Source organism: Corynebacterium sp. NML98-0116, from assembly GCF_001767255.1.
In the GTDB taxonomy this organism is placed as follows: Bacteria; Actinomycetota; Actinomycetes; order Mycobacteriales; family Mycobacteriaceae; genus Corynebacterium; species Corynebacterium pseudogenitalium.
In genome coordinates this window covers 1,468,996-1,494,264 of the sequence record NZ_CP017639.1, presented here as the reverse complement: position 1 = coordinate 1,494,264, position 25,269 = coordinate 1,468,996, and the positions used below count along the sequence as shown (strand labels likewise).

General features: G+C 63.0%; 29 protein-coding genes and 1 pseudogene. 14 read left to right on the top strand and 16 right to left on the bottom strand.

Features of this window, described 5'->3' with window-relative positions; genetic code table 11:
• Nucleotides 1–21: 21 nt before the first annotated feature.
• A complete protein-coding gene (locus tag BJP05_RS06750; protein ID WP_070362749.1) occupies nt 22–981 on the top strand; it encodes a 4-hydroxy-3-methylbut-2-enyl diphosphate reductase in 960 nt (319 codons plus the stop codon).
• Nucleotides 982–999: 18 nt separating this feature from the next.
• Here BJP05_RS06750 and BJP05_RS06745 read toward each other — a convergent pair whose 3' ends face one another.
• The 3 genes from BJP05_RS06745 to BJP05_RS06735 are packed head-to-tail and all read right to left on the bottom strand — an operon-like array spanning nt 1,000 to nt 4,151.
• Complete coding sequence (locus BJP05_RS06745) at nt 1,000–1,659, bottom strand: DUF6542 domain-containing protein (RefSeq protein ID WP_176754833.1); 660 nt, start codon at nt 1,657–1,659, stop codon at nt 1,000–1,002.
• A gap of 57 nt (nt 1,660–1,716) precedes the next feature.
• Nucleotides 1,717–2,769, bottom strand: a complete 1,053-nt coding sequence (locus BJP05_RS06740; protein WP_070363547.1) for a DNA recombination protein RmuC — start codon at nt 2,767–2,769, stop codon at nt 1,717–1,719.
• Nucleotides 2,770–2,801: 32 nt separating this feature from the next.
• Nucleotides 2,802–4,151: an AI-2E family transporter gene (locus BJP05_RS06735; protein ID WP_070362747.1), complete on the bottom strand. Its 1,350-nt coding sequence runs from the start codon at nt 4,149–4,151 to the stop codon at nt 2,802–2,804.
• A 101-nt stretch (nt 4,152–4,252) separates the two neighbouring features.
• On the opposite strand from BJP05_RS06735, the gene ychF reads away from it, so the two are divergent.
• Complete coding sequence (ychF, locus tag BJP05_RS06730; protein ID WP_070362746.1) at nt 4,253–5,338, top strand: redox-regulated ATPase YchF; 1,086 nt, start codon at nt 4,253–4,255, stop codon at nt 5,336–5,338.
• On the opposite strand, the gene BJP05_RS11140 is transcribed toward ychF, so the two are convergent.
• Together BJP05_RS11140 and BJP05_RS06725 are read right to left on the bottom strand one after the other, a co-directional pair.
• Nucleotides 5,328–5,582 carry a hypothetical protein gene (locus BJP05_RS11140; RefSeq protein WP_145945254.1) on the bottom strand — a complete coding sequence of 85 codons (255 nt, stop codon included), beginning with the start codon at nt 5,580–5,582 and terminating at the stop codon, nt 5,328–5,330. The genes ychF and BJP05_RS11140 overlap by 11 nt on opposite strands.
• Before the next feature lie 108 nt (nt 5,583–5,690).
• Nucleotides 5,691–6,185 (bottom strand): DUF1707 domain-containing protein, encoded by a 495-nt coding sequence (locus BJP05_RS06725; protein ID WP_070362745.1) that lies wholly within the window; start codon nt 6,183–6,185, stop codon nt 5,691–5,693.
• Between the two features lie 51 nt (nt 6,186–6,236).
• Between BJP05_RS06725 and BJP05_RS06720 the strand changes: the two genes are divergently transcribed.
• Complete coding sequence (locus BJP05_RS06720) at nt 6,237–7,010, top strand: MerR family transcriptional regulator (protein WP_070362744.1); 774 nt, start codon at nt 6,237–6,239, stop codon at nt 7,008–7,010.
• 68 nt (nt 7,011–7,078) lie between these two features.
• Nucleotides 7,079–7,366: a chromate transporter gene (locus BJP05_RS06715; protein ID WP_070362743.1), complete on the top strand. Its 288-nt coding sequence runs from the start codon at nt 7,079–7,081 to the stop codon at nt 7,364–7,366.
• A gap of 67 nt (nt 7,367–7,433) precedes the next feature.
• Here BJP05_RS06715 and BJP05_RS06710 read toward each other — a convergent pair whose 3' ends face one another.
• The 3 genes from BJP05_RS06710 to BJP05_RS06700 are packed head-to-tail and all read right to left on the bottom strand — an operon-like array spanning nt 7,434 to nt 8,845.
• Entirely contained in the window at nt 7,434–8,024 is a 591-nt protein-coding gene (locus BJP05_RS06710; RefSeq protein WP_070362742.1) for an anti-sigma factor, read from the bottom strand.
• Nucleotides 8,024–8,599, bottom strand: coding sequence for a sigma-70 family RNA polymerase sigma factor (locus tag BJP05_RS06705; RefSeq protein WP_070362741.1), 576 nt, complete (start codon nt 8,597–8,599; stop codon nt 8,024–8,026). The genes BJP05_RS06710 and BJP05_RS06705 overlap by 1 nt, the downstream gene beginning before the upstream one ends.
• Nucleotides 8,600–8,602: 3 nt before the next feature.
• On the bottom strand, nt 8,603–8,845 hold the full coding sequence (locus tag BJP05_RS06700) for a hypothetical protein (protein ID WP_240492725.1): 243 nt from the start codon (nt 8,843–8,845) through the stop codon (nt 8,603–8,605).
• Nucleotides 8,846–9,003: 158 nt separating this feature from the next.
• Here BJP05_RS06700 and BJP05_RS06695 point away from each other — a divergent pair, with 158 nt between their 5' ends.
• Nucleotides 9,004–10,650, top strand: coding sequence for a cytochrome c biogenesis protein CcdA (locus BJP05_RS06695; RefSeq protein WP_070362740.1), 1,647 nt, complete (start codon nt 9,004–9,006; stop codon nt 10,648–10,650).
• Here the strand turns inward: BJP05_RS06695 and BJP05_RS06690 are convergent.
• Nucleotides 10,647–10,997 (bottom strand): hypothetical protein, encoded by a 351-nt coding sequence (locus BJP05_RS06690; RefSeq protein WP_143110583.1) that lies wholly within the window; start codon nt 10,995–10,997, stop codon nt 10,647–10,649. The genes BJP05_RS06695 and BJP05_RS06690 overlap by 4 nt on opposite strands.
• A gap of 153 nt (nt 10,998–11,150) precedes the next feature.
• Entirely contained in the window at nt 11,151–11,330 is a 180-nt protein-coding gene (locus BJP05_RS11295) for a hypothetical protein (RefSeq protein ID WP_070362738.1), read from the bottom strand.
• Between the two features lie 65 nt (nt 11,331–11,395).
• On the opposite strand from BJP05_RS11295, the gene BJP05_RS06680 reads away from it, so the two are divergent.
• The 6 genes from BJP05_RS06680 (at nt 11,396) to BJP05_RS06655 (ending at nt 18,210) form a co-directional block, all read left to right on the top strand.
• Entirely contained in the window at nt 11,396–12,439 is a 1,044-nt protein-coding gene (locus tag BJP05_RS06680; protein ID WP_034666007.1) for an ATP-binding cassette domain-containing protein, read from the top strand.
• Nucleotides 12,436–13,188: an ABC transporter permease gene (locus BJP05_RS06675; protein ID WP_034666004.1), complete on the top strand. Its 753-nt coding sequence runs from the start codon at nt 12,436–12,438 to the stop codon at nt 13,186–13,188. The genes BJP05_RS06680 and BJP05_RS06675 overlap by 4 nt, the downstream gene beginning before the upstream one ends.
• Nucleotides 13,116–13,922, top strand: coding sequence for an ABC transporter permease (locus BJP05_RS06670; RefSeq protein ID WP_240492724.1), 807 nt, complete (start codon nt 13,116–13,118; stop codon nt 13,920–13,922). Before BJP05_RS06675 ends, BJP05_RS06670 begins: the two co-directional genes overlap by 73 nt.
• A gap of 73 nt (nt 13,923–13,995) precedes the next feature.
• Nucleotides 13,996–14,679 (top strand): trans-aconitate 2-methyltransferase, encoded by a 684-nt coding sequence (locus BJP05_RS06665; protein WP_034668635.1) that lies wholly within the window; start codon nt 13,996–13,998, stop codon nt 14,677–14,679.
• Between the two features lie 22 nt (nt 14,680–14,701).
• Nucleotides 14,702–16,480, top strand: coding sequence for an ABC transporter ATP-binding protein (locus BJP05_RS06660; protein WP_070362736.1), 1,779 nt, complete (start codon nt 14,702–14,704; stop codon nt 16,478–16,480).
• The gene (locus BJP05_RS06655; RefSeq protein ID WP_070362735.1) at nt 16,477–18,210 is read left to right on the top strand and encodes an ABC transporter ATP-binding protein; all 1,734 of its coding nucleotides are present in this window, start codon (nt 16,477–16,479) and stop codon (nt 18,208–18,210) included. The genes BJP05_RS06660 and BJP05_RS06655 overlap by 4 nt, the downstream gene beginning before the upstream one ends.
• A gap of 32 nt (nt 18,211–18,242) precedes the next feature.
• Here the strand turns inward: BJP05_RS06655 and BJP05_RS06650 are convergent.
• Both BJP05_RS06650 and istA read right to left on the bottom strand, forming a co-directional pair.
• A pseudogene (locus BJP05_RS06650) lies at nt 18,243–18,500 on the bottom strand (transposase); the annotation flags it as partial.
• A 94-nt stretch (nt 18,501–18,594) separates the two neighbouring features.
• Entirely contained in the window at nt 18,595–19,599 is a 1,005-nt protein-coding gene (gene istA / locus BJP05_RS06645) for an IS21 family transposase (RefSeq protein ID WP_070362733.1), read from the bottom strand.
• Between the two features lie 493 nt (nt 19,600–20,092).
• On the opposite strand from istA, the gene BJP05_RS06640 reads away from it, so the two are divergent.
• Together BJP05_RS06640 and BJP05_RS06635 are read left to right on the top strand one after the other, a co-directional pair.
• Nucleotides 20,093–20,374 carry a type II toxin-antitoxin system RelE/ParE family toxin gene (locus BJP05_RS06640; RefSeq protein ID WP_070362732.1) on the top strand — a complete coding sequence of 94 codons (282 nt, stop codon included), beginning with the start codon at nt 20,093–20,095 and terminating at the stop codon, nt 20,372–20,374.
• Between the two features lie 34 nt (nt 20,375–20,408).
• The gene (locus BJP05_RS06635; protein ID WP_070363545.1) at nt 20,409–20,669 is read left to right on the top strand and encodes a HigA family addiction module antitoxin; all 261 of its coding nucleotides are present in this window, start codon (nt 20,409–20,411) and stop codon (nt 20,667–20,669) included.
• Between the two features lie 54 nt (nt 20,670–20,723).
• Here the strand turns inward: BJP05_RS06635 and arfB are convergent, their stop codons facing one another.
• Nucleotides 20,724–21,167, bottom strand: a complete 444-nt coding sequence (gene arfB, locus BJP05_RS06630) for an alternative ribosome rescue aminoacyl-tRNA hydrolase ArfB (protein WP_070362731.1) — start codon at nt 21,165–21,167, stop codon at nt 20,724–20,726.
• A 70-nt stretch (nt 21,168–21,237) separates the two neighbouring features.
• Complete coding sequence (locus BJP05_RS11445) at nt 21,238–21,435, bottom strand: putative glycolipid-binding domain-containing protein (protein WP_369415166.1); 198 nt, start codon at nt 21,433–21,435, stop codon at nt 21,238–21,240.
• Between the two features lie 472 nt (nt 21,436–21,907).
• Here BJP05_RS11445 and BJP05_RS06625 point away from each other — a divergent pair, with 472 nt between their 5' ends.
• Nucleotides 21,908–22,888: an NAD(P)-binding domain-containing protein gene (locus tag BJP05_RS06625; protein WP_070362730.1), complete on the top strand. Its 981-nt coding sequence runs from the start codon at nt 21,908–21,910 to the stop codon at nt 22,886–22,888.
• 78 nt (nt 22,889–22,966) lie between these two features.
• Here BJP05_RS06625 and BJP05_RS06620 read toward each other — a convergent pair whose 3' ends face one another.
• Both BJP05_RS06620 and BJP05_RS06615 read right to left on the bottom strand, forming a co-directional pair.
• Nucleotides 22,967–24,859, bottom strand: coding sequence for a cation-translocating P-type ATPase (locus BJP05_RS06620; protein ID WP_070362729.1), 1,893 nt, complete (start codon nt 24,857–24,859; stop codon nt 22,967–22,969).
• Nucleotides 24,856–25,215, bottom strand: a complete 360-nt coding sequence (locus BJP05_RS06615; protein ID WP_070362728.1) for a helix-turn-helix transcriptional regulator — start codon at nt 25,213–25,215, stop codon at nt 24,856–24,858. Before BJP05_RS06615 ends, BJP05_RS06620 begins: the two co-directional genes overlap by 4 nt.
• Nucleotides 25,216–25,269: the final 54 nt, after the last annotated feature.

The following is a 25,269-nucleotide window of genomic DNA, read 5'->3' as shown; positions in this document are numbered from 1 at the left end:
TGATTCGGTAGGGTCGGTTCCATGACAAATCAGGGTAAAAAAGTTCTTCTGGCAGCACCTCGCGGTTACTGCGCAGGTGTGGATCGTGCAGTTGTCACTGTAGAAAAGGCGCTGGAAAAATACGGAGCCCCAATTTATGTGCGAAAAGAGATCGTCCACAACAAGTACGTAGTGGAAACACTAGAGAAGCGCGGCGTCATATTCGTTGACGAAACCGACGAGGTCCCCGAAGGCTCGCACCTTGTCTTTTCCGCGCACGGAGTTTCCCCCGCGGTCCGCGAAGCAGCGGACGGGCGCAACTTGCTGGCGCTCGACGCCTCGTGCCCGCTCGTGACCAAGGTGCACAACGAGGTGAAGCGGTTTGCCAAGCACGGATACCAGATCTTGCTTGTCGGCCACGAGGGCCACGAGGAAGTCGAAGGTACCGCAGGTGAGGCCCCGGAGGTCACCCACCTCGTTGACGGGGTCGAGGGTGTCGACGCCCTTCCCGACTTCCCAGAGGGGACGAAGCTAGTGTGGCTATCCCAGACCACCCTGTCTGTTGATGAAACGATGCTGATCGTTGAAAAGCTGCGCGAGCGCTACCCAGATCTAGAAAACCCGCCTAGCGACGACATCTGCTACGCAACGCAAAACCGTCAGGTAGCAGTGAAGAAGATCGCACCGCAGACGGAACTCGTTATTGTGGTCGGCTCGCAAAATTCTTCCAATTCGAAGCGCCTGGTGGAAGTAGCGCTCGACGCTGGTGCCAACAACGCATACCTCATCGACTACGCCCACCAAGTACAAGACGAATGGTTCGAGGGCGTCAACACCGTTGGCGTAACATCGGGAGCTTCGGTGCCGGAAATTCTGGTTCAGGAGCTGCTCGCGGAGCTTGCGACGCGCGGTTACACCGATGTAGAGGAAGTCACCACTACGGTAGAGACGATCACGTTCGCGCTGCCGCGGGATCTGCGTCAGCCGCGCCGTAGCAGCTAGTGCTCGTCTAGCCTTCGCCTAGCGATCTTCGTTTTTGTACAGGTCCTCGCCAAGGCGAGAGGCAACTCGCCGGGCCCGCTCCCCACGGGGGCGGGCCTGACTGCGTTCTGCCTTCGTTCGCTTCAACAGCTCATCGACCGTGATGCCACCCTGGCTGCGCTCACGGGCCCGACGGCCCTCGCTATTGGTCCTGCGGTTCGACTGGCTCATGCGGCGGCGCTGCGCTCGCTCCCGGCGCAGGACTTCATCGTTATGGCGTTGGATCAGCCAGTAGCGCACGATGGCGATCACCAGGGCACCAGCAGTCACCGTGAAGAGAATAGGGAAGTGCTCGATTACTGGGTAAAGCACCATAAGGATAGCGGTTTTCCCGCCTGCACCAGCGGCCCCGAGCTGATTGCGTGCTGAAATCAGTCCAAATCCAAGCAGCGCAATGACGAACAAAAGCGGGGTAGCCGCGACGGTAAGGAACAAACCCCGCGGGTCTACCAGCGTCGTCACGGCGATGACCGCGACGCTGAACAGTACGAGCAGAGGCCATCCGATGTATCCCGCCGACGTTGCGATGACGACGCCGGTCAGCAGCGCAGCAAAGATAATGCCGATGCTGGAAACGGTAGGCAAACCGTGGAAGGTGGCGGTACCAGAGCGCGGGGATCGGAGAGAGTTTTGAGACACGCTGGGCATTCTACCCGGCCTACCCCCGAGTCTTGCCAGTTTGACCCGCTCCAGGGGCTAACAATTCGACGAATCTGAGTCGCGGAGTCTCGGTCGCGCATCGATAGGGTGAAGCTCCGGCGCGCTCGACGAGTGCCCAGCTGCACCTAGTTCCTCGAGCTTACGAGCGGTGACCATCACCCGACTGTCGAGCGACGCCAGTGTTGCGTTGTACGACTCGACCGCCTTCTCAAGACTGCTCCCGACGCGGTTGTAGTGCTCTGTCAGCGTGCCGAGACGCCGGTACAGCTCTTCGCCAAGACGCTGGATGGTCTGCGCCTCCCGATTCATGGAATCTTGCCTCCACCCAAGTTCAACCGTGCGCAGCAGTGCGAACAGCGTCGTGGGGGTCGCGATGACGACGTTGCGGGCAAAAGCGTAGTCGAGCAGCTCCGGGTCGATAGCGAGACCGGCGTCCAAGAATGGGTCAGCTGGGACAAACATCACGACGAATTCCGGGCTGGGCTGAAATGCCTTTATGTATGACTTTGAGGACAGCGTATCGACGTGGCTTCGCAGCAGGTGCGCGTGTCTACGCAGGTAGCCTTGCTTTTCTTCCGGGTCTTCCGTGTTGAGCGCATCGAGGTATGAAGAAAACGGAACCTTGGCGTCGACGATTATGTTTCGATCCTGGGTGAGCCGGATAACCATGTCCGGGCGTAGCGAGGCGCCGTCGAAACGCATGTACGCCTGAGCGTCAAAGTCGACGTGCTCTACCATCCCACCCAGCTCTACCACGCGCTGCAGCTGCACCTCGCCCCATCTGCCTCGGACCTGCGGTGAGCGCAGTGCAGTGATGAGCTGATCAGTCCGGTCCCCGAGCCTGGATGAGGTGCGCGCAATTGCTTGTACTTGGCCTGCCAAGGCAGACTGCGCTACTGCTTGCTCTTTATCGATGTCTTCGAGACGAACCTGTAGGTCACGAAGTGCCTGTGCCAGCGGGCGTAGATCAGTAGGCGGGTGCTGTTGGGGGTTGGTACGCTGCATCCAAAACGTGCCGCCAAAAAAGCCCAGGATGGCCCCAACGAGGAAACCCGTAAAGATCAATAGCAGTGCGGTCGATGCGTCCATGTGCATTAGTAGAGCACATGAGCGGGACAAAACTAGGCGTTAGGACGCAGTCGATCGAACACCTGTTTTAACTTGTCGGGCTTGTACCGCGGACGGAAGCGGCGATCGGGTTGATCAAGATCCTCCTCCGCGGACTCTCCCTGTGCAGCCTCCGAGGGGACAGTGGCTGCCCATTCATCTTCCTCGCGCAGCGCATCGCGCTTGTGTTGGCTTTCGATGCTTTCCAGCTCAGCAATCGCACGACCTTCCTCGGTGATGAAAGAAAGATCTTCCGGGCGTACTTCCCCTGAGTGGATGCGCACAATATCGAGCGCGTAGCGGTAGCAAACCGCGATCATCGCAGCTACGGGGACTGCCAAGAAGGCACCAATCAGGTTGAAGAGTCCACCACCTACGGTCACGGAGACCAGCACGATCACTGGATGCAAGTTCATTGCACGGGACTGCAGCATCGGGGAGAGCACATTGCCTTCCAGCTGTTGGACAACAATGACGATGGCAAACACAATCAACGCTTGGGTTACGCCAAGCGACACCAACGCGACCAAAATGGCAAGCGCGCCTGCCACAACCGCACCCACAATCGGGATGAACCCCGCGATGAACGTCAGCACAGCGAGCGTGAACGCCATCGGGACGCCCACGAAGTAAATGCCGAGTCCGATGAAGATGGCGTCGACAAGCGAGACAACAGCTTGGGCGCGAATAAAACCACCAAGCGTGTCCCACGCTCGAGTGAAGAGCTCAGTGAAATGAAGGCCTGCGCGACCCCCGGTAGCACTGCGAAGCCAAGGCAAAAACTTGTGGCCATCCTTCAAAAAGAAGAACGTCAAGACAAGCACCACAAACAGTGTGACAATCAGGCCTGCGGCAGTGCCAATACCCGTGAATACACCACCAGCGATTGCCCCGGCCTGCTTCTGGAGCCACTGCGCAATCTCGTTCACGCCCTCATCAAGATCATCGGGGTTGACATTGAGCGGTGGACCCTGCAGCCAGAGCTGCAACCGCTGCACACCTTCGAGCGCTTGCAGATAGAGCAACCTCGAGTGCGCCGCAATGTCCGGGGCAATCAACGAGACGAGAAAGCCGAGAAATCCAAAGAAGCCAAGCAACGTCAAGAGCGCCGCAAATCCAGCTGGTATGCCATGCTGGCGCAGCCAGCCCGCAACGGGCGCGAGCACAGTGCAGATGATGAGCGCAAGAACAACCGGAAGAATGCCTGCCCAAAACATCCCGATCACTTTGCCAAGCGCGGCCAAAAACACTGCGACAATGAGGACTCGCAGCGTCAACGTCGCGGCGGACTTGATCCACGCGCGGTAGACAATGCCGCGATCAATCGGATTGGCGTCGTAGTCGAGAGGTTTCTGAGTGCTCACGCGACCTATTGTGCCCCATCCGAGGGAGAAAGAAACGTAACCCGACCGCGAGCTGCAAACTTTTCGACGGCAACGCGATGGGTGGGCTAGGATTGGCCAGCGTGAGTCTTACACTTGGAATCGTCGGTTTGCCCAATGTCGGAAAGTCAACCCTTTTTAATGCGTTGACGCGGAATGATGTGCTCGCTGCGAACTACCCGTTCGCAACCATCGAGCCGAACGTGGGGTTGGTTGAACTGCCAGACCCGCGCCTGAAGCGCTTAGCTGAGATCTTTGAATCCGAACGCATCCTGCCCGCGACGGTGTCGTTCGTTGACATCGCTGGCATCGTCAAGGGGGCGTCCGAGGGCGAAGGCATGGGCAACGCCTTCCTTGCCAACATTCGTGAAGCAGACGCCATTTGTCAGGTCGTTCGTGCCTTCGCTGACGACAATGTCATTCACGTCGACGGCAAAGTAGACCCTGCTTCTGACATCGCGGTCATTAACACCGAGCTGATCCTCGCTGACCTGCAGACCATCGAGAAAGCGTTGCCGCGCCTCGAGAAGGAAGGCCGCAAGAACAAGGACGTCGCAGCAGAAGCCGAAGAGGCCAAGAAAGCACAAGCAGTGCTTGAAGACGACCGCACCCTGTTCGCCGCAGCCAAGGCAGGGGATATTGACCTCGACTTGCTGCACCACTTGCACTTGATGACGGCGAAGCCATTCCTCTACGTATTCAATTCCGACGAAGCTGTGCTCACCGACGAGGCCCGCAAGCAGGAACTGCGCGAACTCGTCGCGCCCGCCGAGGCTGTCTTCCTGGACGCACAAACAGAGACTGAGCTGCTCGAACTGGACGAAGAGGATGCCTCGGAGCTTCTCGCGTCCGTCGGTCAGGACGAGCCTGGCTTGGAAACGCTCGCGAAGGCAGGCTTCGCGACCCTTGGCCTGCAGACCTACCTCACCGCTGGGCCAAAGGAAGCCCGCGCCTGGACGATCCACCAGGGCGATACCGCACCGAAAGCTGCGGGCGTGATCCACACCGACTTCGAGAAAGGCTTCATCAAGGCCGAAATCGTCAGCTTCGAAGACCTCGACAAGTTTGGGTCCATGGCTGAGGCGCGCGCCAACGGCAAGGTGCGTCAAGAAGGCAAGGAATACGTCATGGAAGACGGAGACGTGGTGGAGTTCAAGTTCAACGTGTAGTCACGCCTCGGGACTGCCAAAACCCGGGGTCTTCGGGATTTCGCGTAACGGCCCAAGTGAGTCCCGGTGCCTCGTGGCGAGCTCGACATCCGAGGTGGAGGCGGCGGAAGAGGGCGAGCAGCTCGTCGACAAACTCAACCTCGACTGTGGCAGCGTCCCAAAGAACGCCGTCCCAGCCTTCGTCGTGGACTGCGGTCGCCACGCGGCGACGCGAGTCACCGACGGGATTTGGGGCTATCGCCACCGGTTCGCGTGCTGGTTGTCGCGTTTTCGTTGTAGCCGCTGCCGAACAACCTCCGCAGACTCCACATCCGCGCCCCCCACTCTAACCGGCGGGCACAGGAATTCCCTGCTATTTCCCAAGCTCTTTGCGGCGCTCGGCCGCGAGTTTCAGCCGCTCGGCGCGATCGGAACGTTCCTTCTCCAGCAGTTCCTCGAGGATCTTGTCTTCCTCGTCGGAGATGTCGAAGACGGCGTACCAAGCGAATACGAGTATGCCCACCACGGGATACACCACCCAGGCGTAGTCCAGGTCGAACCCAAGCTGCAGCACGAAAAATACCGCTAAGCCGCCTATGAGGGTGGTGTAGATTGCGGTGTCCATCTTCCGCTTCGCTGCGAGTTTCTCATCCAGCTCGACCTCGGACGGGATCCGCTTTTCCAATGCGACCGGTTCGGCCGGGAGGTCGTCGAAAAGCATTGAAAGCTCCCCGCGAGTGCGCGCAACCGCGGCTTGACCTGTGCGTTCTTCGAACTCTGCCACATCAAGGTAGCCGTCTGCGAGCAGTGTGCCCAGCCGGTCCAGCGCGTCCGAGCGCTCGGCGTCGCCCACGCGGATTTCGTCCATTATCGCTCCCAACTTGCACTTGCCCTTGCGGCAAGCTGTTCAATCGCAGCCATGGCAGATGGTATCGAATACACAATCAGCGAGGCCGCAGAAGCCCTCGGCGTTTCCACCAAGGCGCTGCGTCACTGGGAGGCGCTCGGCCTCATCGCACCCGCGCGCACGTGGGCCGGCCACCGTGTTTACAGCGAGGCGGACCTCGAGCGCGGCGCGGCCATCGCCCTCTACCGCGGAGTCGGCGTGCCGCTTGCGCAGATCGCGCAGCTTCTCGACGCCTCCGGAGCCGCCCTCACCCGCGCCCTCAAGCACCACCAAGAAGCACTCGCGTCTCGACGGCGCACGCTCGACGCCCAACTCAAATCTGTCCAGCACCTCATTGACAACGCAACGAAAGGATCGATCGACATGGACGCAATGAAGAAGTACCTCGGCGAAGATATGCCCGCCTACCAGGAGGAGGCTGAGCAGCGCTGGGGTGATACCCCGGAGTGGGCGCAGTCCCAGAAAAAGCTCGCCCAAATGGGCGAAGGTGACTTCAAACGCCTGCAGGAAGAACAGGACGCGCTCGCCGCGGATCTGATCGCCGCACGCGATTCCGGCGTGGACCCCGGCTCCGAGGAAGCCGAAGCACTGGTGGAGCGCCACCGCGCAAGCATCGCCCAGTGGTACGAGGCGACCCCGGCTCGCCAGCTCATCCTCGCGCGCATGTACGTTGACGACGCGCGCTTCCACGAAGCCTACGGCGGCGCGCAGGACTACCTGCTCGAGCTGGTCACCGCCCACGCGGCGACCGAAGGCGTGGACGTGGACAACCCGCAGTGGGGTTAGAAACGGAGCAGTAATCCTTCCAACTCTTGCTGGAGTAAACGCTGTGCCGTCACTGGAACCCTTCTTGTGTGAATCTCTCCAGTACCATCGCGATCTTCCTGCCCGCTGCGCTTTTGGTACTTGGCGCGATACCGTTCTGGGAGCGCATCCGTCAGATGCCACGCGCAGGTGCCGCCCAGGCTGGAGCGAATGCCGCGGTGGTCGGCATTCTCGGCGCAGCGCTGTACACCCCGGTGTTCACCGCCGGGGTTTCCGGCGTGATCACTCTGTCCATCGCCGTGGTCTGCTACGCCGCGCTCACCTCGTGGAAGGTCCCGCCGTGGGCGGTCGTCGTCGGCGCGGCCCTGGTCGGCTAGATTGTGCTGTGAACTTCGCTCTCGCCCGGTGCTCGGCGCTGAAGCGCGCCAAGGGAGGGAACCGGGACTAGAACGTCACGTTGGCCAGCACCGCGCCGGTGGGTTGCGCCGCGCCGGCGGCGACTTCCTCGGTTACGAGGACTGAAGCAGTTCCACCGGGCAGCGGCATCCACACGTCGTCGTGGGGTTCCTGGCTGATGACTCCAGCCGATTCCACGGCGCCGTCATCCATGACTGCCCACACTTGTGCCCCCATGCCGTCGTCGAGAGCTGGCTGGCCGTTGACCATGGCGCCGCCCTTGCCCATGTCAGAGCTGATCACGATGTCGAGGCTCGCGCCCATCGCGTCGGCCTGACCTTGACGCGCGTCGTCGGCCTCCATGATTGCGTGCATTTCTTCGACGCCTTGGGCTGTCACGGATTCGCGTGACTCGTCGACAGTGATTTGGGTGACCGCGAACCCGCCACCGGCGATTAGCACAACGGCGGCTGCTGCGGCGGTTGTGAGACGTCGCCCGGAGCGGTTCTTCCGCGCGGTGTCGAAGTCAGCGACCTGGTCGGTGGCGTCGATACGCTCCATGATTGAGCGTTTGAGCTCCGGTGGCGGGGTGACCGGTGTGGCCGCGGAATTGAAGAGGTCCTCGATATCTTTATCCATCACAGGCCTCCTTTCAACGACACGGCCTTGCGAAGCTTTTGCAACCCGTCGCGTACCCGGGTTTTGGCTGTTCCGAGAGCGACGCCAGTGGCATCGGCGATTTCTTGATGGGTGAGTTCCCCAAAATACGCGAGCATGAGCGCACTTCGATGGGGCTCTCCGATTGAATCAATGAGTTCTTGAAGTTCCTCAGACTCTAGTCGCTGTTGAGCTTCGTCCTCAGCGGCAGCGACCCATCTGGTCAGTTGACTGTTGAAATCGTCGGTGTCGCGGGCTTGGGAGCTGCGCCAGCTCCGCAGCCGATCGATGGCTCGCGATTTGGCGAGCCGCAGTACCCATGACTTGGCGCTGCCACGGTGTGGGTCGAAGGTGTGGGCGCTCTGCCATACCTCCACGAAGACTTCTTGGGTGACCTCTTCCGCTTGGGCCCGGTCACGCAAGATGTGGGTGGTGAGACCGAGAACCTGTGGGGCCAGAACGTCGTAAAGCTCGGCGAAGGCGACTTTATCGCCCGCGCGCACGCTTTCTAAGAGACGGTCAGGATCCACAGATTCCAAATCTAACACCAGGGTCATGTGCTACTTGGATTCTTCCATCATCTTGTCTTCGCTCATCATGGCATCGGAGGACGGTGCCATGGAATCGCTCATCATGGCATCGGAGGACGGGGCCATGGAATCGCTCATCATCGCCCCGGAAGACGGGGCCATGGAGCCGTCCATCTTGTCCTCCATCTTCTCCTCGGAGTCGTTGCATGCGACGAGGCCGGTGGCGGCGATGACGATTGCGCTGACGCTGGCGATTGCGCGGTTGATAGACATAGTGTCTCCTTCACTTTTTCGGTTCGCAGGCGCAGTGTTTCTGGCCCGTTATTGAGTACTACGGAGCCGCGGGCTGATGCGGATTGGACCAATCCGGTGCGGGTGCTCACTCCGTAGTGCTGGGTGTGGGAAAGGCAACCGGAAAGTAGAGGAAACTCATGATCAGCGTGATTCTTGTCGGATTCATCGGAGGTGTGATCACGGCTTTGTCGCCGTGCATTTTGCCGGTGTTGCCGGTGGTGCTGGGTGTCAGCGTCGGGCGTAAACCGTCGCACGTGGTGGCAGGTTTGGTCGTGAGCTTCGCCGCGATCGCGCTGCTGGGTACGTTGCTGCTTAGTGCGCTGCATTTGCCGCAGTCGGTGTTGCGCTGGGCGGGAGTGGTGTTGCTGGCATGGGTGGGGTTGGGAATGATTTTTCCGCCGGTGGGGGAGGTGTTGCAGAAGCCCTTTGACGCGCTTCCGCGCCCCACGGCATTGCAGGAGAAAACGCGCGGCAAGGGAGGTTTTCTCATCGGTCTGGCCCTTGGCGCGGTGTACGTTCCGTGCGCGGGCCCGGTGCTTGCAGCGGTGACGGTGGCGGGCTCGACTGGGCAGATCGGTTGGAACACGGTGGTGCTCACTGTCGCGTTCGCGATTGGGTCCGCGCTGCCGCTGTTCGTGTTCGCCCTGGCGGGCAACAAGATCGGTGACAAGGTAGACGCGGTGCGGCACCACCGTAAGGCCATCGGCGTGCTCATCTTGGTCTTCACTGTGGCGTTGGCTCTCGACGCGCCGGCGACGATCCAGCGTGCGCTGCCGAATTGGACGTCGTCGCTGTCGAACCGTTTTGAGAATTCGGACTTGGCCAATGACGCTCTCAACAAGGTCGGCCCAACTGGGAGCGGTTCACTGCAGTCGTGCCGCCGCGCCGACCCCGCGCAGCTGCAGGATTGTGGCCCGGCACCGGAATTCGCGGGGCTGACGAACTGGATCAACGCCGACCAGCCGCTGAGCCCGCAGGACGGTGGTGTCATGCTCGTTGATTTCTGGGCGTACGCCTGCATCAATTGTCAGCGTGCGGGGGAGCACATCACCAAGCTTTACGACACTTATCGCGATTCCGGTCTCACCGTCGTCGGCGTCCATTCCCCTGAGTACGCTTTCGAGCACGAGCTGGGCAATGTCCGCAACGCCGTAGAAAAGGAGGGTATCCACTACCCGGTGGCGCAGGACAATGACTTCGCTACGTGGAGGAATTTCAACAACCGCTACTGGCCAGCCCGCTACCTGGTGGACAAGCACGGCAACGTCCGGCAGATCGTGGAAGGGGAGGGAAGCTACGCCGAGACAGAAAAGCTCGTGCGTGAATTGCTTATCGACGCCAACCCCGACGTCGACTTTCCCGAACCGGTCGAAGGCGGCGAAGCAGGAGGCGGTACAAAGGGCCGCAACCCGGAAACTTATCTCGGCACTGCGCGCGCCGAGTACACGAAGCAGCCCGGTTACACCGACGGCGAGCACGACTTCGGTGAACCGGCCGCCCCGGAGCGCGGCATGTTCACTCTGAACGGGACGTGGATTCTCGAGGAGGAATCGGTGCAGACCACCAGTGGAGGACACCTGGACATCAACGTCTTCGCCAAGTGGGTCCAGCTCGTGGTTTCGGGTGAAGGCGAGATCGAGGTCGAGTTTCCGGACGGTGCGAAAAAGTCGTTCCCGGTCGCAGATGGAACCCTCGACCTTGTGAAAGGCGACACGCCCACCGAGGGAGTGCTGCGCATCCGGCCCACGGCAGGCGTGAAACTGTATTCGTTGACCTTCGGCTAGGCAGAGACAACCTTGTCCAGCGCCTCGGAGAACTGCGCGACGGTGCCGTCGACGTAGCCCTCGGAGATGGAGGTCCACTTGGTGCCGGCTGCAACGCAGTCGAGGACCATCAGGCCGCCAACCTCGTGAACGGCGCTGGCCAGCTGGGAAATAAAGTCGGCGGGCAACTCGAGGCCCACAGCGGTTTCCACGTGCGCCGCGAAGACGATGGAGGGGTGCTCAGCACGCACCTTCGGTTTCGAGCCATTACCAGAGCGCTTATCCGGAGAAGCCTTCTGCTCCCACTCCAGCGGGATAGTGATCGTCCCCTGAGTACGGGGACTCCCCGGATTTACAGGCTGATTCACCGAGAAGATTGTTAACAACGCCTGCGGATTCTTACGCCCATCCTTGGTCTTCGTCCACTCGCCACTCAATGGTGTGCTGGTTTTGCGCGATCTCGGTTTCAGCAATGTCCATCAAACGCACGAGACGGGACTTGACCCACATGCGAGGTTAGGCTAACCTAACGTAAGAATGACTGTCATCGTCTGAGAGGACAACACGCGACCGCCACCGTTGTGGCGGTCGCGGGGAAGCCGGTCGCGCCGGGGTGCCGGGATCTCGTCGGCCACCCCCGGCTCCTCGAACCGGTCCTCGCCTTCGCCCGCGATGCGGGCATCCATATCGAGGTGCCACATGACAACCCGACCACGGGGCCGCTGCCGACAGCGGCCCACTGCGATACCAAAGAAAAGGGGAAACGATGACGGATCAAGCTGAACGAGGTGCGGCGATCGTCGTCCGCGACCTCACGAAGAGCTACCCGATTGCGGGCAAAGCGGGCACCCCGCCCGAAGGCGGGGCAGGTGCCCCGCCGGACGGCGGGCGCAAGGGAAAGCGCGGTGCCCGGATGCGCAAGCATGTGCTCGACGGCGTGAGTTTCACCGTGCCCACCGGGGCGATCGTGTCGTTCCTCGGCCACAACGGTGCAGGCAAGACCACCCTCATCCGAATCCTGTCGACGCTCATCACCGCCGACTCCGGCGAGGTGAGCATCTTCTCGCGCGACGTGAAAGAGGACCCGGCGGGCGTGCGCGCTGACATTGCCACCACCGGCCAATTCGCGGCGATCGACGAGAACCTCACCGGCCGGGAGAACCTGGAGTTCTTCGGGCGGCTGCGTGGACTCGACCGCGCCGCCGCGGCCGCCCGCGCGACGGAACTGCTCGCGCAATTCTCGCTCGCAGACAGTGCCTCGACGCTGGCGTCGGCCTATTCGGGTGGCATGCGGCGCCGCCTCGACATCGCCGCGTCGCTGTGCGTCGTGCCCAGGCTGCTGTTCCTCGACGAACCCACGACGGGGCTGGACCCGGTCAGCCGCGAAGAGCTGTGGGGCTTCATCCGGCAACTGCGGGACGACGGAATGACCCTGGTGCTGACCACCCAGTACCTGGAAGAGGCGGAGGCGCTGGCAGACCACGTCCATCTACTCAAGGATCGCCGCATCGTCGCCAGCGGAACGCCGGAGGAATTGCGCCGCGCCTTCGGGTCGCACGTGCTCCGCGTGTCCTTCGCCACCGCCGCCGAGGCGGAGGCGTTCGCCCGCTGCCTCGGGGGAACGTGCCTGGACGGCGCCCGCGTCGCGGGGAAGTCGGTGTCCCTCGACGTCGACCCCGGACCGCGGGTCCTCGAGGCGGTGGCGCAGGCGATGGAGGCCTCGGAAGCGTTGCCGGATTCGCTGAGCGTGTCGCCGCCCACCCTCAACGAGGTGTTCATATCGATGAACGCAGGGGGTGCGGCGCGATGAGTGCGACGTCGGTCGCGGCGTTTCTCCGTCGGGATCTGCTGCTGTTGCGACGCAACACCGCGTCGCTGATCTCCATGTTCGTGGTTCCGCCTCTCTTCCTGCTGTGCCTGTACGCGGTGTTCGGGTACTCGGCGGAGCAATCCGGCTTCGGGTACCTGCGTTTCGTGCTCGGCGGCTGCCTGTTCCAGGCGGCGATGTTCACCGCCGCGGCGTCGGCGATGGCGGTGGGACAGGACGTCGAATCCGGGCTCGTTGACCGCGTGCGCGTGTTGCCCGGGGCTACAGGCGGCTATGTCGCCGGCAGGCTCGTCACCGATGTGCTGCGGATGTCCGCGTCGATCGCGGCGCTGCTGGTCGTCGCGTGGGCCTGCGGCCTCGACATGGCTGTCGGTGACGTCGCGTGGACTGTCCTGTGGTCGCTGCTCGCCGCGGCGGTCCTGTCCCTGGTCACGGACGGGGTGATCCTGATGGTGCCCGCCCCGGTGTCGACGGCCTCATCGATCCAGGCGCTGGAAATGCTGCTGCTCATGTTCTCCACCGCGTTCATTCCGGCGACCGCTTTGGACGGCTCCCTTCGCGACGTCGTGCGCCACATGCCTTTTTCGCCGGTGATCGAGGTGATTAGGGCGGCGTCCCCGGACGCCTTCCCGGATCGCGCCGGGGAAGAGGCCGCCCTGTGGCTCGGTGTCGCGGCGGTCGCCGGAATCGTCCTGTTCATCCGCCGGTTCACCTCGAGGAGCGAATCATGATTGGCGCCATCTTCGTGCATCTGCGGCGCATCGCCCACATTTGGCTGCGGCGCCCCGACTTCTGGTTCATGACGTTCATTGCTCCGCTCGTGTACCTGTTCATCGTCAACCGCATGTTCGGTGGCCTGGTCAGGCAGCTCACCGGAGAGTTCGAACTCCGGAACGCGGTCATCCTGGTCGTGACGGCGTGGGCGTTCATCCTGGCCATCACGGGATCATCCACCGTGTTCGTTGAACGCAGCAATGGCTTCCACGAGCGGTTGATCACCATGCCGGCGCCGTACGCGGCCGTGCCGGCCGCACGGATCATTGCCGAGTTCATCCGGATCATGGCGATGACGGCCGTCGTCGCGGCGGTGGCCGCCTTGCTTTCCGACGGCCCACCGGAGGTGTCCTGGTGGTGGAGGATCACGGTGACCGGCGCGATGGTTGCCGCGGCGGCCGCATGCACCGGCACGTACATCGCGTTCTCCATCACCAGCCCCCAGGGATCCGTGGCCCTTATCCCGTTGATAATCGTTGCGATGTTCGTCAATACGGTGCTCATGCCCGCCGACCACTTCCGTCCCCTCCTGCGCGGAATCGCCGGGCACACCCCCGTATCCGCGGCCGGTGAGGCCGTCAACGGTACCGGGGCTGCGGGTCTGGTGGTCTGCGCGGCCTGGTTCTTAGGCATCGCCGTGCTCGCGGCGTGGGGCATCGCCGTGAAAACGAGGCCGGGGGAGTCTGCATGACGGCCCGCGAATCCGAGCATCTAACCCGAAACCGCCGCGTGGACGCGGCCCACACACCCGGAGACAGAACCAGATGAAGTCGATCGCCCAGATCGTCCAGAACAACCGCAGGCTCCTCGCGGCCTACGAGGACAAGGTCCAGCCGAGGTTCCTAAGCCGCTATGCGCGCGAACCGATGGACGCCGCCGCCGTGTACCGGAAGCTCCGTGCGCTGGATCCCGGGCCGGATGCGCCGGCCCGGGTCCTCGACCTCGGTTGCGGAACCGGGTGGCTCGCCCGCACGCTCGCCGCTGAGTCTCGCTATCGCAGGGCGAACATCGTCGGCTACGACCTGTCGCCCAATGCGATCCGCATCGCCCGCGAACGCGCCGCCGCCGACGGGCTTGGGGCCCGGACGGAATTCCACGTTGCCGACATCCTCACGCCGCTCGCGGGAGAGCCCGGCGGGGCCTGTGAAATCTGGGTGTGTGGCGCGCTCCACCAAATGAAGGATGCGGGAGCCGCGCTCGGCAGGGTCTCCGGGCTGCTCGCCGACGGCGGCATCGCTTACGTGCAGACGTTCGTCGAGGATCCCGACGTGAACGAGCGGGTCGACATGGCCGTCATGGCGAAGATGGGCCACCGGGTGTTCCGGGGCAGCGAGCTCGAGGACCTCGCCGAAGCCAACGGGCTGAAGCTGGACGGAGCCTCACGCGCCGGCATGGTGTATTTCTGCACTCTCGCGAAGAAAAGCGCGATCGGGGAGGCGGGGAAGTGAGCGCGATCGGGGAGGCGGGGAAGTGAGCGCCGTGGACGGGACCGTAGGCCCGTGGTCGCTGCTCGCCCCGATTCGGACCCGGATGCGTGCGGTGGTCGCGTTATCCGTCCTGTCGTCGGTGGCTACCGTCGCTTCGCTGGTCGGCATCATCGACATCGCGATGACGTACCCGGAGGCCCCGGTGCATCGGACGTGGTTGGCCGTGGCTGTCATCGTCGTCGCCGCAACGGTGCGCATGGCCGCGGACGGCGCCGCCGGCATGCTCTCGCACCGGGCGGATAACGACCTGCAGCTCCACCTCCGGCGCCGGCTGGTCGCCCAAATCCGGAAGTTGCCGCTGGGCTGGCTGGACGCCCGGCGCTCGTCGGGAATCATCGAGTCGGTTGAGAAGGACGTCGCGGCTGTCCACCAGCTCATGGGCCACACCGTCGGTGAGACCGTGGTGGCGGTGCTGGTTCCCCTGCTTTCCCTCATCGCGCTCGTCGCGGTGGATTGGCGGATCGCGGCGGTGGCGGTCGTCCCGGTGCTGGTCACCTTCGCCCTGATGGGCGTGATGATTTCGCGCGGAGCCGGTCTTCAGCGCGACTACGAGCGAGCCTCCGAAGGAGTGACGGCCGCGGTCATCGAGTTGGTGCGCGGTATCCCGGTGATGAAGTCCTTCGGACGCGCCAGCCAGGGCGCGGGTCGCTACGATGCCGCGGCGTTGTCGTTCGTCCGCGCGTGGTCCGCCTGGTCCCGGCAGTCGAACATCTATCTCGGGCTCATCGACGTGGTGACGTCCCCGACCACAGTCCTCGCAGTGGTGTGCGGGGCCGGCCTCGCTTTGAGGGACGCCGCGGGCGGCATACCGGAGGGTCTCGTCGCCGGGCTGGTTCTCGGCCTTGGACTCTCCGCGGCGATCGTGAGGGTGGCTATGAACTCCGAACCCATCATCGCGGGGATCGCCGCCCTGAAGTCCATCGCGGAGGTGCTGGGCACGCCGCCGATCGCCGAGCCCGCCGATCCGGTGCCCGTGCACGGAGGCGCGCTCGAGGTCCGGAACCTGGTCTTCTCCTACGGGGATGGGCCGCGGGTCCTCGACGGGATGTCCGCGACGTTCGAACCAGGGACCCTCACTGCGCTGGTGGGGTCCTCCGGTTCCGGAAAGTCCACCGTCGCCCGGCTGTTGGCGCGTTTCCACGACCCCGTTGAAGGCTCGGTGCTGCTGGGCGGCGCCGATCTTCGCGACATCGCCGTGCGCGACGTGCACCGCTCGGTGTCGGTGGTGTTCCAAGATCCGCAGTTGTTCACGCTGCCGTTGCGGGAGAACATCCGGCTGGCCAGGAGAGACGCCACCGACGACGAAATCATGGCGGCCGCGAAGCTCGCGAACCTCGATACGGTCATCGCGGCGCTGCCGAAGGGCCTGGATTCGGTGGTCAACGTCGACGTAACCTTTTCCGGTGGTGAGGCGCAGCGCGTGGCCATCGCGAGGTCGATTGTTACGGACGCGCCGGTGCTCATCTTCGACGAGGCAACCGCTTACGCGGATCCGGCTTCCGAGGCCCTCATCCAGTCCGCAATCGAGCGTTTGGCCCGTTCGCGGACGGTGATCGTGATCGCGCACAGATTGAGCACGATCCGCAACGCCGACCGCATCCTCGTTCTCGATGGGGGAGCGGTCGCGGAGGCGGGTACCCACGACGAGTTGCTTGCGCGCGGTGGCCGCTACCGGGATTTGTGGCGCGCGTTCGCGCTCGACGACGAACCATCCGCCCCGCGGGGCACTGAAGCAGACGATGAAAAGGCGGGGAATCGATGATTCGGGACTTGTGGTCGATGACGGATCGGCGCTCGAGAATGACGCTGGTGTGGCTCATTGCGTTGGCCGCGCTTGCCGCGCTGGCCCAGGGAGCGGCGTTCGTCGCGCTGCTGCCGCTGCTGTCGGCTCTGGCCGAGGGAGATGATGCGACGGCGTGGCGTTTCACCGGCGTCATCGCCGGCCTCGCGGCCGCCCATGCGGTGTTGTCCCTCGCCGCGGGGACGGTCGGCAGGGCGAATTCCGCAGCGGTGCTGTCGTCCCTGTTGCGTTCCCTGGGCGAACGCGTGCTGACGTTGCCACTCGGGTACGTCACCAAGTCCACGGCCGGCCGCTTCTCGGAGATGGCGTCGTCGGGTATCGCGTTCGCGGCGTCCGTGCCGCACGTGATCCTGCGGCCCGTCATCGCCGCTGTGGTTACGCCGACCGTCATCGCTCTCGGAATTCTGGCGGTGGATTGGCGCGTCGGTTTGGTTCTTGTCGCGTCGGCGCCGGTGATCTTCTTCGCCTACCGGGCCATTGGCCGGGTCGGCGGGGAGTCGGACGAAGCGCATGCTGACGCCGTCGCTGCCGTCTCCGGCAGGCTGATCGAGTTCACCCGCGGCCAGCAGGCGATTCGCGCCGCGGGCGACGGTTCGGCGGCGGACGCGATGGTGGATGAGGCGATCCAGGCCCAACACGATGCGTTCGCGAAGGCGACGTCGACGCAAGGCGCGGCCATCGGACGGTTGGGCTCGGTCGTCCATGCGGTGTTCACGGCGGCGGTGATCGTCGCCGTGGCAGTCGCCGCGACGGGCGGGATGGCGCCGGCGCATTTGACGCCGATACTCATCGTGGTCGTCCAGTTCACCGAACCGATCACCACCGCGGGAGCGTTGTCCGGCGGTTTCGGTGCGGGCCGCAACACGTTGACTGCGTTGCGTGACCTGCGGGCAATCCCCGCCCTTCCCGAACCTGCCGCACCGGAGCTGCCCGACGGGCATGACGTGGAGTTCCGCGGCGTGAGCTTCGGGTACGGGGATAAGAAGGTTCTCGACGGCGTCAGCTTCCGTGCACCTCAGGGAGCGCTGGTCGCCATAGTGGGACCGTCGGGGGCGGGCAAGACGACGGTCATGCGGCTGCTGTCGCGTTTTCATGATCCGGACTCGGGGGAGATCCTCATCGGCGGGGTGCCCTTGCCTCGGATCGGCACCGACGGCGTGAACTCGCTGGTGACCCCGGTGTTCCAGGAGACGTTCCTTTTCGACGCGTCCGTGCGGGACAACGTGGTCTTCGCCGACCCCGGATTCGGTTCCAGGCCCGGTGACGGAGACCGCTTGCGCGAGGCCGCCCGGCGATCCGGGGTGGACCGCATCGTGGAGCTGCTGCCTTCCGGGTGGGATACCCCGGTGGGGGAGGAGGGGACGCTGCTGTCGGGAGGCGAGCGGCAGCGCGTCGCCATCGCCCGGGCGCTTCTGAAGGATTCCCCGGTGGTGCTTCTCGACGAGCCGACGTCCTCGCTGGATGCGGCCACTGAGCGGGCGATCGTCGGCACGATGGAAGCGTTGCGCGGCGATCGCACCGTGATCGTCGTCGCCCATCGCCTGCACACCATCCGCGATGCCGACCTCATCGTCGTGCTTTCGGAGGATGGGACGGTCGCAGAACGGGGCACGCACGATGAATTGCTGGCGAAGGGCGGCCGCTACGCCGAGTCGTGGACGTGCCGGACGGGAGGCTCCCCGGGCGCCTGATCCTCATCATCTGGTCGATGCCCCTCACGGGCGCCCTGCCGCAGCTTCGGTACTGCCACATCGATCGTGCCGACACGGGTGTCGAGCTCGCGGTGGCGGTACCCGTTGCGGTGGTTGACCCGCTGTTCAGAAGCCACGCCGTATTCGGCGCTGCAGACGGTGTCGGCCTGGGCGGAGAGGATCTGGTTGATAAACCCTTGCAGCATCTGCCGCATCAGGTCAGGGGAGGCTTGGGCGAGTAGATCGTCCAAGTAGGTTGCTGGGTCGATAGAATGCGGTGCAGCGGTCATCGTCATGTGCCTTTCGGTGAGATGTGGTAGTTGAGTCGAAAGGTTGACTGACGGTGGCCGCCCCACTATTTCCGAAGCCCACCATCAGCAAGCGTTACACCACACTAAGGGACGCAACCCACGGGGTATCGGGAAGTGATGTCAAAAGGTGCTTTTCATGCGCATCAAAAATGTCTCTGCGGCTTGACTGCTGGTGACGAAACGGCACCGCCTGGTTGATCTGGTCAACCAGCTGTTTAATGCGCGAGTTGAGCTCGTCTAGATCGACGCACTGGTGGCCATCGAGTGCGTGGATGACCTTGTGGGTGACGATCTTGACTGCAGCTTCGACATTGGCTTTGTCTTTCGGCCGTCTCGACCTCGTGGGCAGTGCTGCGGCGTTGTAATGCTCCAAAAACTGCTCGTAGGTGTCGTTGACCTTGCGGTTTCGATCCGCCGCGCTGATCGCGTTCGACGCAGTCGAGGCATTATCCGGCACCACAACCTCAGGCACGCCCCCGAAGTAGGCGAACGCGTGGTGGTGGGCATCAAGCCAGGAATGCTGGCGCTCATCCGGACACGCGAGGGCAAAAATCATCCCGGAATACGGCATTGAGGCGACAAACACGCTGACCTTGATCCCCGGTGTGCCGTCAGGGTCGAACAGGCGCATCTTGGTGCCTGCCCAATCCACCTGCATGGTGTGCCCCGGAGTGTGGGTGATGCGTGCGGTCAAACCGGCCGCGTCGACATGGGACGCCACCAACTGGCGAAACCGGTCGTAGCTGTAATGGAGCTGGCCGGGTAAAGCAGGTGTGGTGGTGTAGCGCGCCCACAGCACTTGCAGTGTCTGCTTGTCACGCCCCGTGCGGGCTTTGACCACCGCATCGAAATCGATGGGGACGAATTCGCCCTGGCCGGTGCTGCGCCCATCGACGAATAACTCGTCGAGCTCATCATCCGTCAGCGCCAAAACCTGGTCGACGGTGCGAATCCCGAGGGATCGAAGCACCTGGTTCGACCGGGAAATCGCGCGGTGCGAGCACCCGAGCTGTTGTTCAATCTGGCGGTACGAACGCTGCTGCACAAGCAGCTTCATCACCGTCCGGTAATCCGTCATCAGCGGACTCCTTCCGGTAACCGGCTACACCCCTGTGGTGCAACCACCCGAAAGCATCACCCGCCACCGCCAACCCCGCTACCGGATACCCACTAAACCGCTACCCGAAAGTCACCACACCGCTACCAAATAGCCGGTCGCAACATTTTGGGCTACTTTTCAAAGAGCGCTGACACTCTGAAGTCGGCCATCTAGCCGTCCTCCTTCAAAACAGGTCAGACACGGCACCACCGAATTGCGATGCCGCCGAAATCCAACCTGCCCCAAAGCAGTACCAACTACACGGAAAACCAGTACCAACTACGCAGACACCCCGTACCAACTACACCAAAACGGCACCGGGAGCGATAGCGCCATGACCGCATCCTGCGGTACTTCTCTGGATTTACTTACTGTCTTTCGCGAAAAGGTTTCTTTGCGCCGACACGCCGTCGAGTTCAAATTTAACGTGTAGCGTTATTGACGCTTCGCGTTATGGGAGATAGGGTGAAGCGTGATCCAGTCGTTCGCTGACAAAGACACTGAGCGTTTGTGGAATCGAGAGCGGGTTCGCTCGATCGATTCCCGCATTCACTCAGTAGCGCTGCGCAAGCTTCGCCAGCTTGGGTACGCGCAGACTGTTGATGAGTTACGGATTCCCCCGGGGAACCGGCTTGAGGCGTTGAAAGGTGATCGGCGGGGTCAGTTCAGCATTCGAATCAACGACCAGTGGCGGATCTGTTTTCGGTGGTCTGCCGCGGGGCCAGAGGAGGTTGAGATCGTTGACTACCACTGACAAGCTCCCTCCGATTCACCCCGGTGAGATCCTCATGGAGGACTTTCTCAAGGAAATGGGGATCACCCAGCACAAGCTCGCAGTCTCCATCGGCGTTCCGCCCCGCCGGATCAACGAAATTGTTCACGGTAAGCGCGCTGTAACCGCGGACACTGCTCTTCGCTTGGCTAAGTTCTTCGGAATGAGCCCCCAGTTCTGGCTCGGGTTACAGACCCAGTACGACCTGGATGTGGCAGAAGACAAAATCCTCGCCGAGATCGAGAGGATTCAGCCGGTTCACGCTGTCTCGGCGTAGCAGTTACCCGAACCAGGTCCGTCAGCGTGAGGATATGCACGCGGATGGTTCGAACTAGGGAATTTGGGGACGCCGTCGCGTGGACTTGAGCTCCGAGCGCCGCTTTTTCGCTTCGAGACGGCGCCGCACCGAGCCGCGCGTCGGCTTCGTTTTCCGCCGCGGGGGAGGCGGTGGGGCGAGCGCCTCGCGCAACAAGATGGCCATGCGTTCCCGCGCCTCGGCACGGTTGCGGACCTGCGACCGCTGCGTCGATGCGCTCACGGTGAGCACCGTGCCGTCCAGGCGGTGTTCGAGGTTGTGGAGAGCGCGGCGGCGTTGGGTGTCGGAAAGCGATGCGCATTCCGCGATGTCGATGGACAGCTGCACCTTACTGTCGGTGGTGTTGACGCCCTGGCCGCCCGGGCCCGATGCCTTCGCGAACCGCTCCGACAGGTCCGCCGCGGCGACGACGAGGCCACCGGGGATCCCCGGTCCGGGCGCGATGGTCAGATCGTTCATACCGCCCAGCGTAGTTAGAGTTGTTTCCGGATCAGACCCGACGTGCGAGATCAGGGTAATGTACGACCACTCAGTCACCGTCGACCTCCAACTCGACGTCGACTCCCCGTGTTCCGCTTTCGTATCGGACATTTTCAGCATCGACGGAGCTGTAGTACTGGTCTGATGCGATCACCTGGAGGGACGGTATATCAATCCAAGCCATGATCAGCTGCGTTTTCGGAACCTGAGTCTCAAGCAGCGTCAAGCGACGAATAGGCATTGTGATGGTGAGAGGACACAGACCGAGATCGCAATCGAGTACGGCTTTCAGGTCGGCGGACTGGACGATACCGGGGAGGGCAGATCTTCAGGCTGGGCGCCCTCTTCATTGGTTTCCGCCGACCACACGCCTTGCTCGGACCTAAACAGCTCGAGGCTTCGCCCCATCCGTCGCCTTCAACGTTCACCGACACACGTTCGGTCACGCAGTTCTCCGCGGCGCGCAGCTCCCACTTATACGTGCGCTCCGTGGTGAGGATTTTACTACGCTTGATGGTGCGAAAAGGCAGGTAGCTTTCGACTGAAACTCGGTCGAGTTCAAGTTCAACGTGTAACGCGGGGCATTAAGGTGGAGATCGTTGATTACCATTGACAAGCTCCCCCGTTGGTGAGCTCGAGGAGACACACCTGGGCGGGCATGTGCCCGATGAGAAACGACACTGAGTGGCGCTTCCGGGAGATTCTGGAGGGATGATCGATTGGCTGAGCATCACACGGCTATCGTCGTCGGTGGTGGCCAGTCCGGCCTAGCCACGTCGTACTACCTGCGACGCTACGAAGTGGACTTCTTGGTCCTAGACAACCAAGAGGAACCCGGTGGAGCGTGGTTGCATACGTGGCCGTCATTGACGCTTTTCTCCGCCGCGGAGTTCTCCAACCTGCCCGGCTGGCCCATGCCGCACTACCCGGGGTACCCGCCTGCAAGTCATGTCATCGACTATCTGGAAAGCTACGAAAAACGGTACGACCTCCCGGTGAGGCGCCCAGTGCACGTTCACAGCGTGTCCCACGAGGGAGGGACGTTCACCCTAGATTCGACCGCCGGTCAATTCACGGCGGAGCACGTTGTCGCTGCCACAGGCACGTGGTCCGCACCCTTCGTGCCCTACTATCCCGGCACTTTTCGCGGACGCCAGTGGCATTCGTCGACCTACCCTGGTCCCGAACCATTCCGCGGTGCGAAGGTCGCTGTGGTCGGTGGGGCGAACTCGGGTGCTCAGATCGCCGCGGACCTCATCGGGACGTCGGAGGTCACATGGTTCACACGTGAGCAGCCGCGCTGGATGCCTGATGATGTCGATGGTCGCGATCTTTTTCTCCGCAGCCGCCGCCGAATTCTCGGTGGCGATGCCGGCCCGAACCTCGGGGACATTGTCGCACTGCCTCATCTACGTGAGCTCCGCAACTCCGGTCAACTCACCGCTACCCCCATCTTCGACAGTTTGAGCGAGCTCGATCACGACCATCTGATCTGGTGCACTGGTTTCCGTCCAGCCCTCGGTCCATTCCGCTACCTCATGCGCGGCAGTGAACCCGCGGTGAAGAATCTGCATCTAGTCGGTTATGGCAACTGGACCGGCGGCGGCTCGGCAACGCTGATGGGCGTGGGGCCCTTTGCCAAACACACTGCCCAAGTTGTCGCGGGCCATGTCGATGAAGCTCGGTATCAAAAGTTTTGAGATGACGCTTGGTCCCTGAGCAGAACGATCCTTCTAAGATCCGCGTTGGGGAGCCAGCGCGCTGGACGAAAGTGTGGCTCAGCGCTTCGCTTGTGCAGCCCGCAGGCCGTTCAAGATCACGATGACTTCGGCGACCTCGTGAACCAACACGACGGCGGCCAAGCCCAGCATGCCGCTGATCGCCAGCGGCATCAACACGATGATGATAGCCAGAGACAGCACGATGTTCTGGTTGATGATCCTGCTGCCTCGGCGGGCGTGTTGCAGTGCCTGAGGGATCAGCCGGAGGTCGTGGCCGGTGAAGGCGACGTCAGCGGACTCGATCGCGGCGTCAGAGCCGGTCGCTCCCATCGCTATACCCACCGTTGCGCCCGCCAGTGCCGGAGCATCGTTGATGCCGTCGCCGATCATGGCCGTCGGCGTCTTGGAGGAGAGTTCGGCGACGATGCTTGCCTTGTCCTCTGGGCGTAGCTCGGCGCGCACATCGTCGACCCCGGCGATCTCAGCCAGCGCCCGGGCGGTGCGAGTGTTGTCGCCGGTGAGCATGCTCACCTTCACGTCGTTAGCGTGCAGGGTCTGCACAGCTTCGGGAACCTCGGGACGCAGCTCGTCGCGGACCCCGATCGCCCCGGCGAGGGCGTCATCGACGGTGACCAGTACGCAGGTTTGGCCCTCGGACTCCATGCGCTCAACGTCTGCCTTCAGTGGCCCGGCGTCGATCCACCGGGGGCTGCCCACCAGCACCCGTCGACCTTCGACGGTGCCGCCGATGCCATGACCGGCTTCCTCGCTGATGTCCGAGGCGGCGGGTGCTTCGGGCGCCGCTGCCGCGATCGCCGCGGCGAGGGGGTGCGTCGATTGCTGCTCAACTGCCGCTGCGAAGGAAAGCACCTGGGCCCGATCGAATCCGTCTGCCGGGACCACCCCGGTAACCTCAGGCTGGTTGCGGGTGAGGGTTCCGGTCTTGTCCACCGCCAGGTGACGGATGCCGCCGAGCCGCTCGAACGCCGCGCCGGACTTGATGACCACGCCGAACTGGCTGGCCGCGCCGATCGCGGCCACGACCGTCAGCGGCACGGAGATTGCCAACGCGCACGGCGACGCTGCGACCAGAACCACCAACGCACGGGTGATCCACGTCTCGGGGTCGCCCAGCAGCGAGCCAATCACGCCGACCAGCACCGCCAGGATCATCACCCCGGGCACTAGGGGTCGGGCAATCCGGTCGGCGATCCGGGCGCGGTCGCCCTTTTCCGCCTGTGCCTGCTCGACCAGGTCCACGAGTGTGGTCAGCGAGTTGTCAGTTCCAGCTGCGGTCGTCTCGACCTCCAGCACACCGGCGGAGTTGATCGCTCCTGCGGGCACCTCGTCGCCCGGTGCGACCTCCTCCGGAATGGATTCTCCGGTGATCGCTGAGGTGTCAAGGCTGGAGCGTCCGGAACGAATGATGCCGTCCGTGGCGATCCGCTCCCCGGGGCGAACGAGCATCAGCTCGCCAACCACGAGGTCCTTCGCTGCGACTTCGACCGCCGTGCCGTCGCGCAGCACCGTCGCGGTCTGTGGTACCAATTTCAACAGTGCTCGCAGTCCACTCTGGGCCCGGTCCATCGCCTTGTCCTCCAGCGCCTCGGCGATCGAGTACAGGAACGCTAGCGCCGCGGCCTCTCCGACGTAACCGAGGATTACCGCGCCGACCGCGCTGATTGTCATCAGCAAGCCAATGCCGAGCTTGCGCTTCGTGACAAGGTTCCGGGTAGCGCCGGGCGCGAACGTATACGCCCCCAACAGTAGGCCGACCCAGAACAGTACTGTCGCGGGTGCCTCTAGCCCGGACCAGCCCAGCGCCAGACCTATGCAGAGGGCTACGCCGGAGAAGATCGGCAGTAGCAACTCGGGGTCCTTCCACCATGGCCGATCAAGATCTTCGATTTCCGTGGTTGGTTCGTGTTCGCATCCACACGCTGAACTCATGCGTCCGTTCCTTTCTCGTCGCAGCCGGGCACCGAGCACTCAGGGTCGATGCACGGGGCATTCTCGTCGACAGCCAACGTCGCGTTCACTAGCGCGTTGAGCGCTGTCGCGAGGTGCGGATCGGCGATTTCGTAGCGTGTCTTGCGGCCCTCCGGCTCGGCGACGACGATGCCGCAGTCACGCAAGCAGGTCAGGTGGTTCGAGACGTTCGAGCGGGTCAAGTCCAGGTCGCGCGAAAGCACAGCCGGGTAGCTCGGGCCGTCGAGTAGGGTCATCAGGATTCTGGAGCGCGTCGGATCCGCCATGGCCCGGCCGAGCCGGTTCATGACATCGAGGCGCGAAGCAATAGTCAGCATGTGCTGAACTATACAGTCAATACTGAACTATTTCAAACGCGCTGAACTGACATT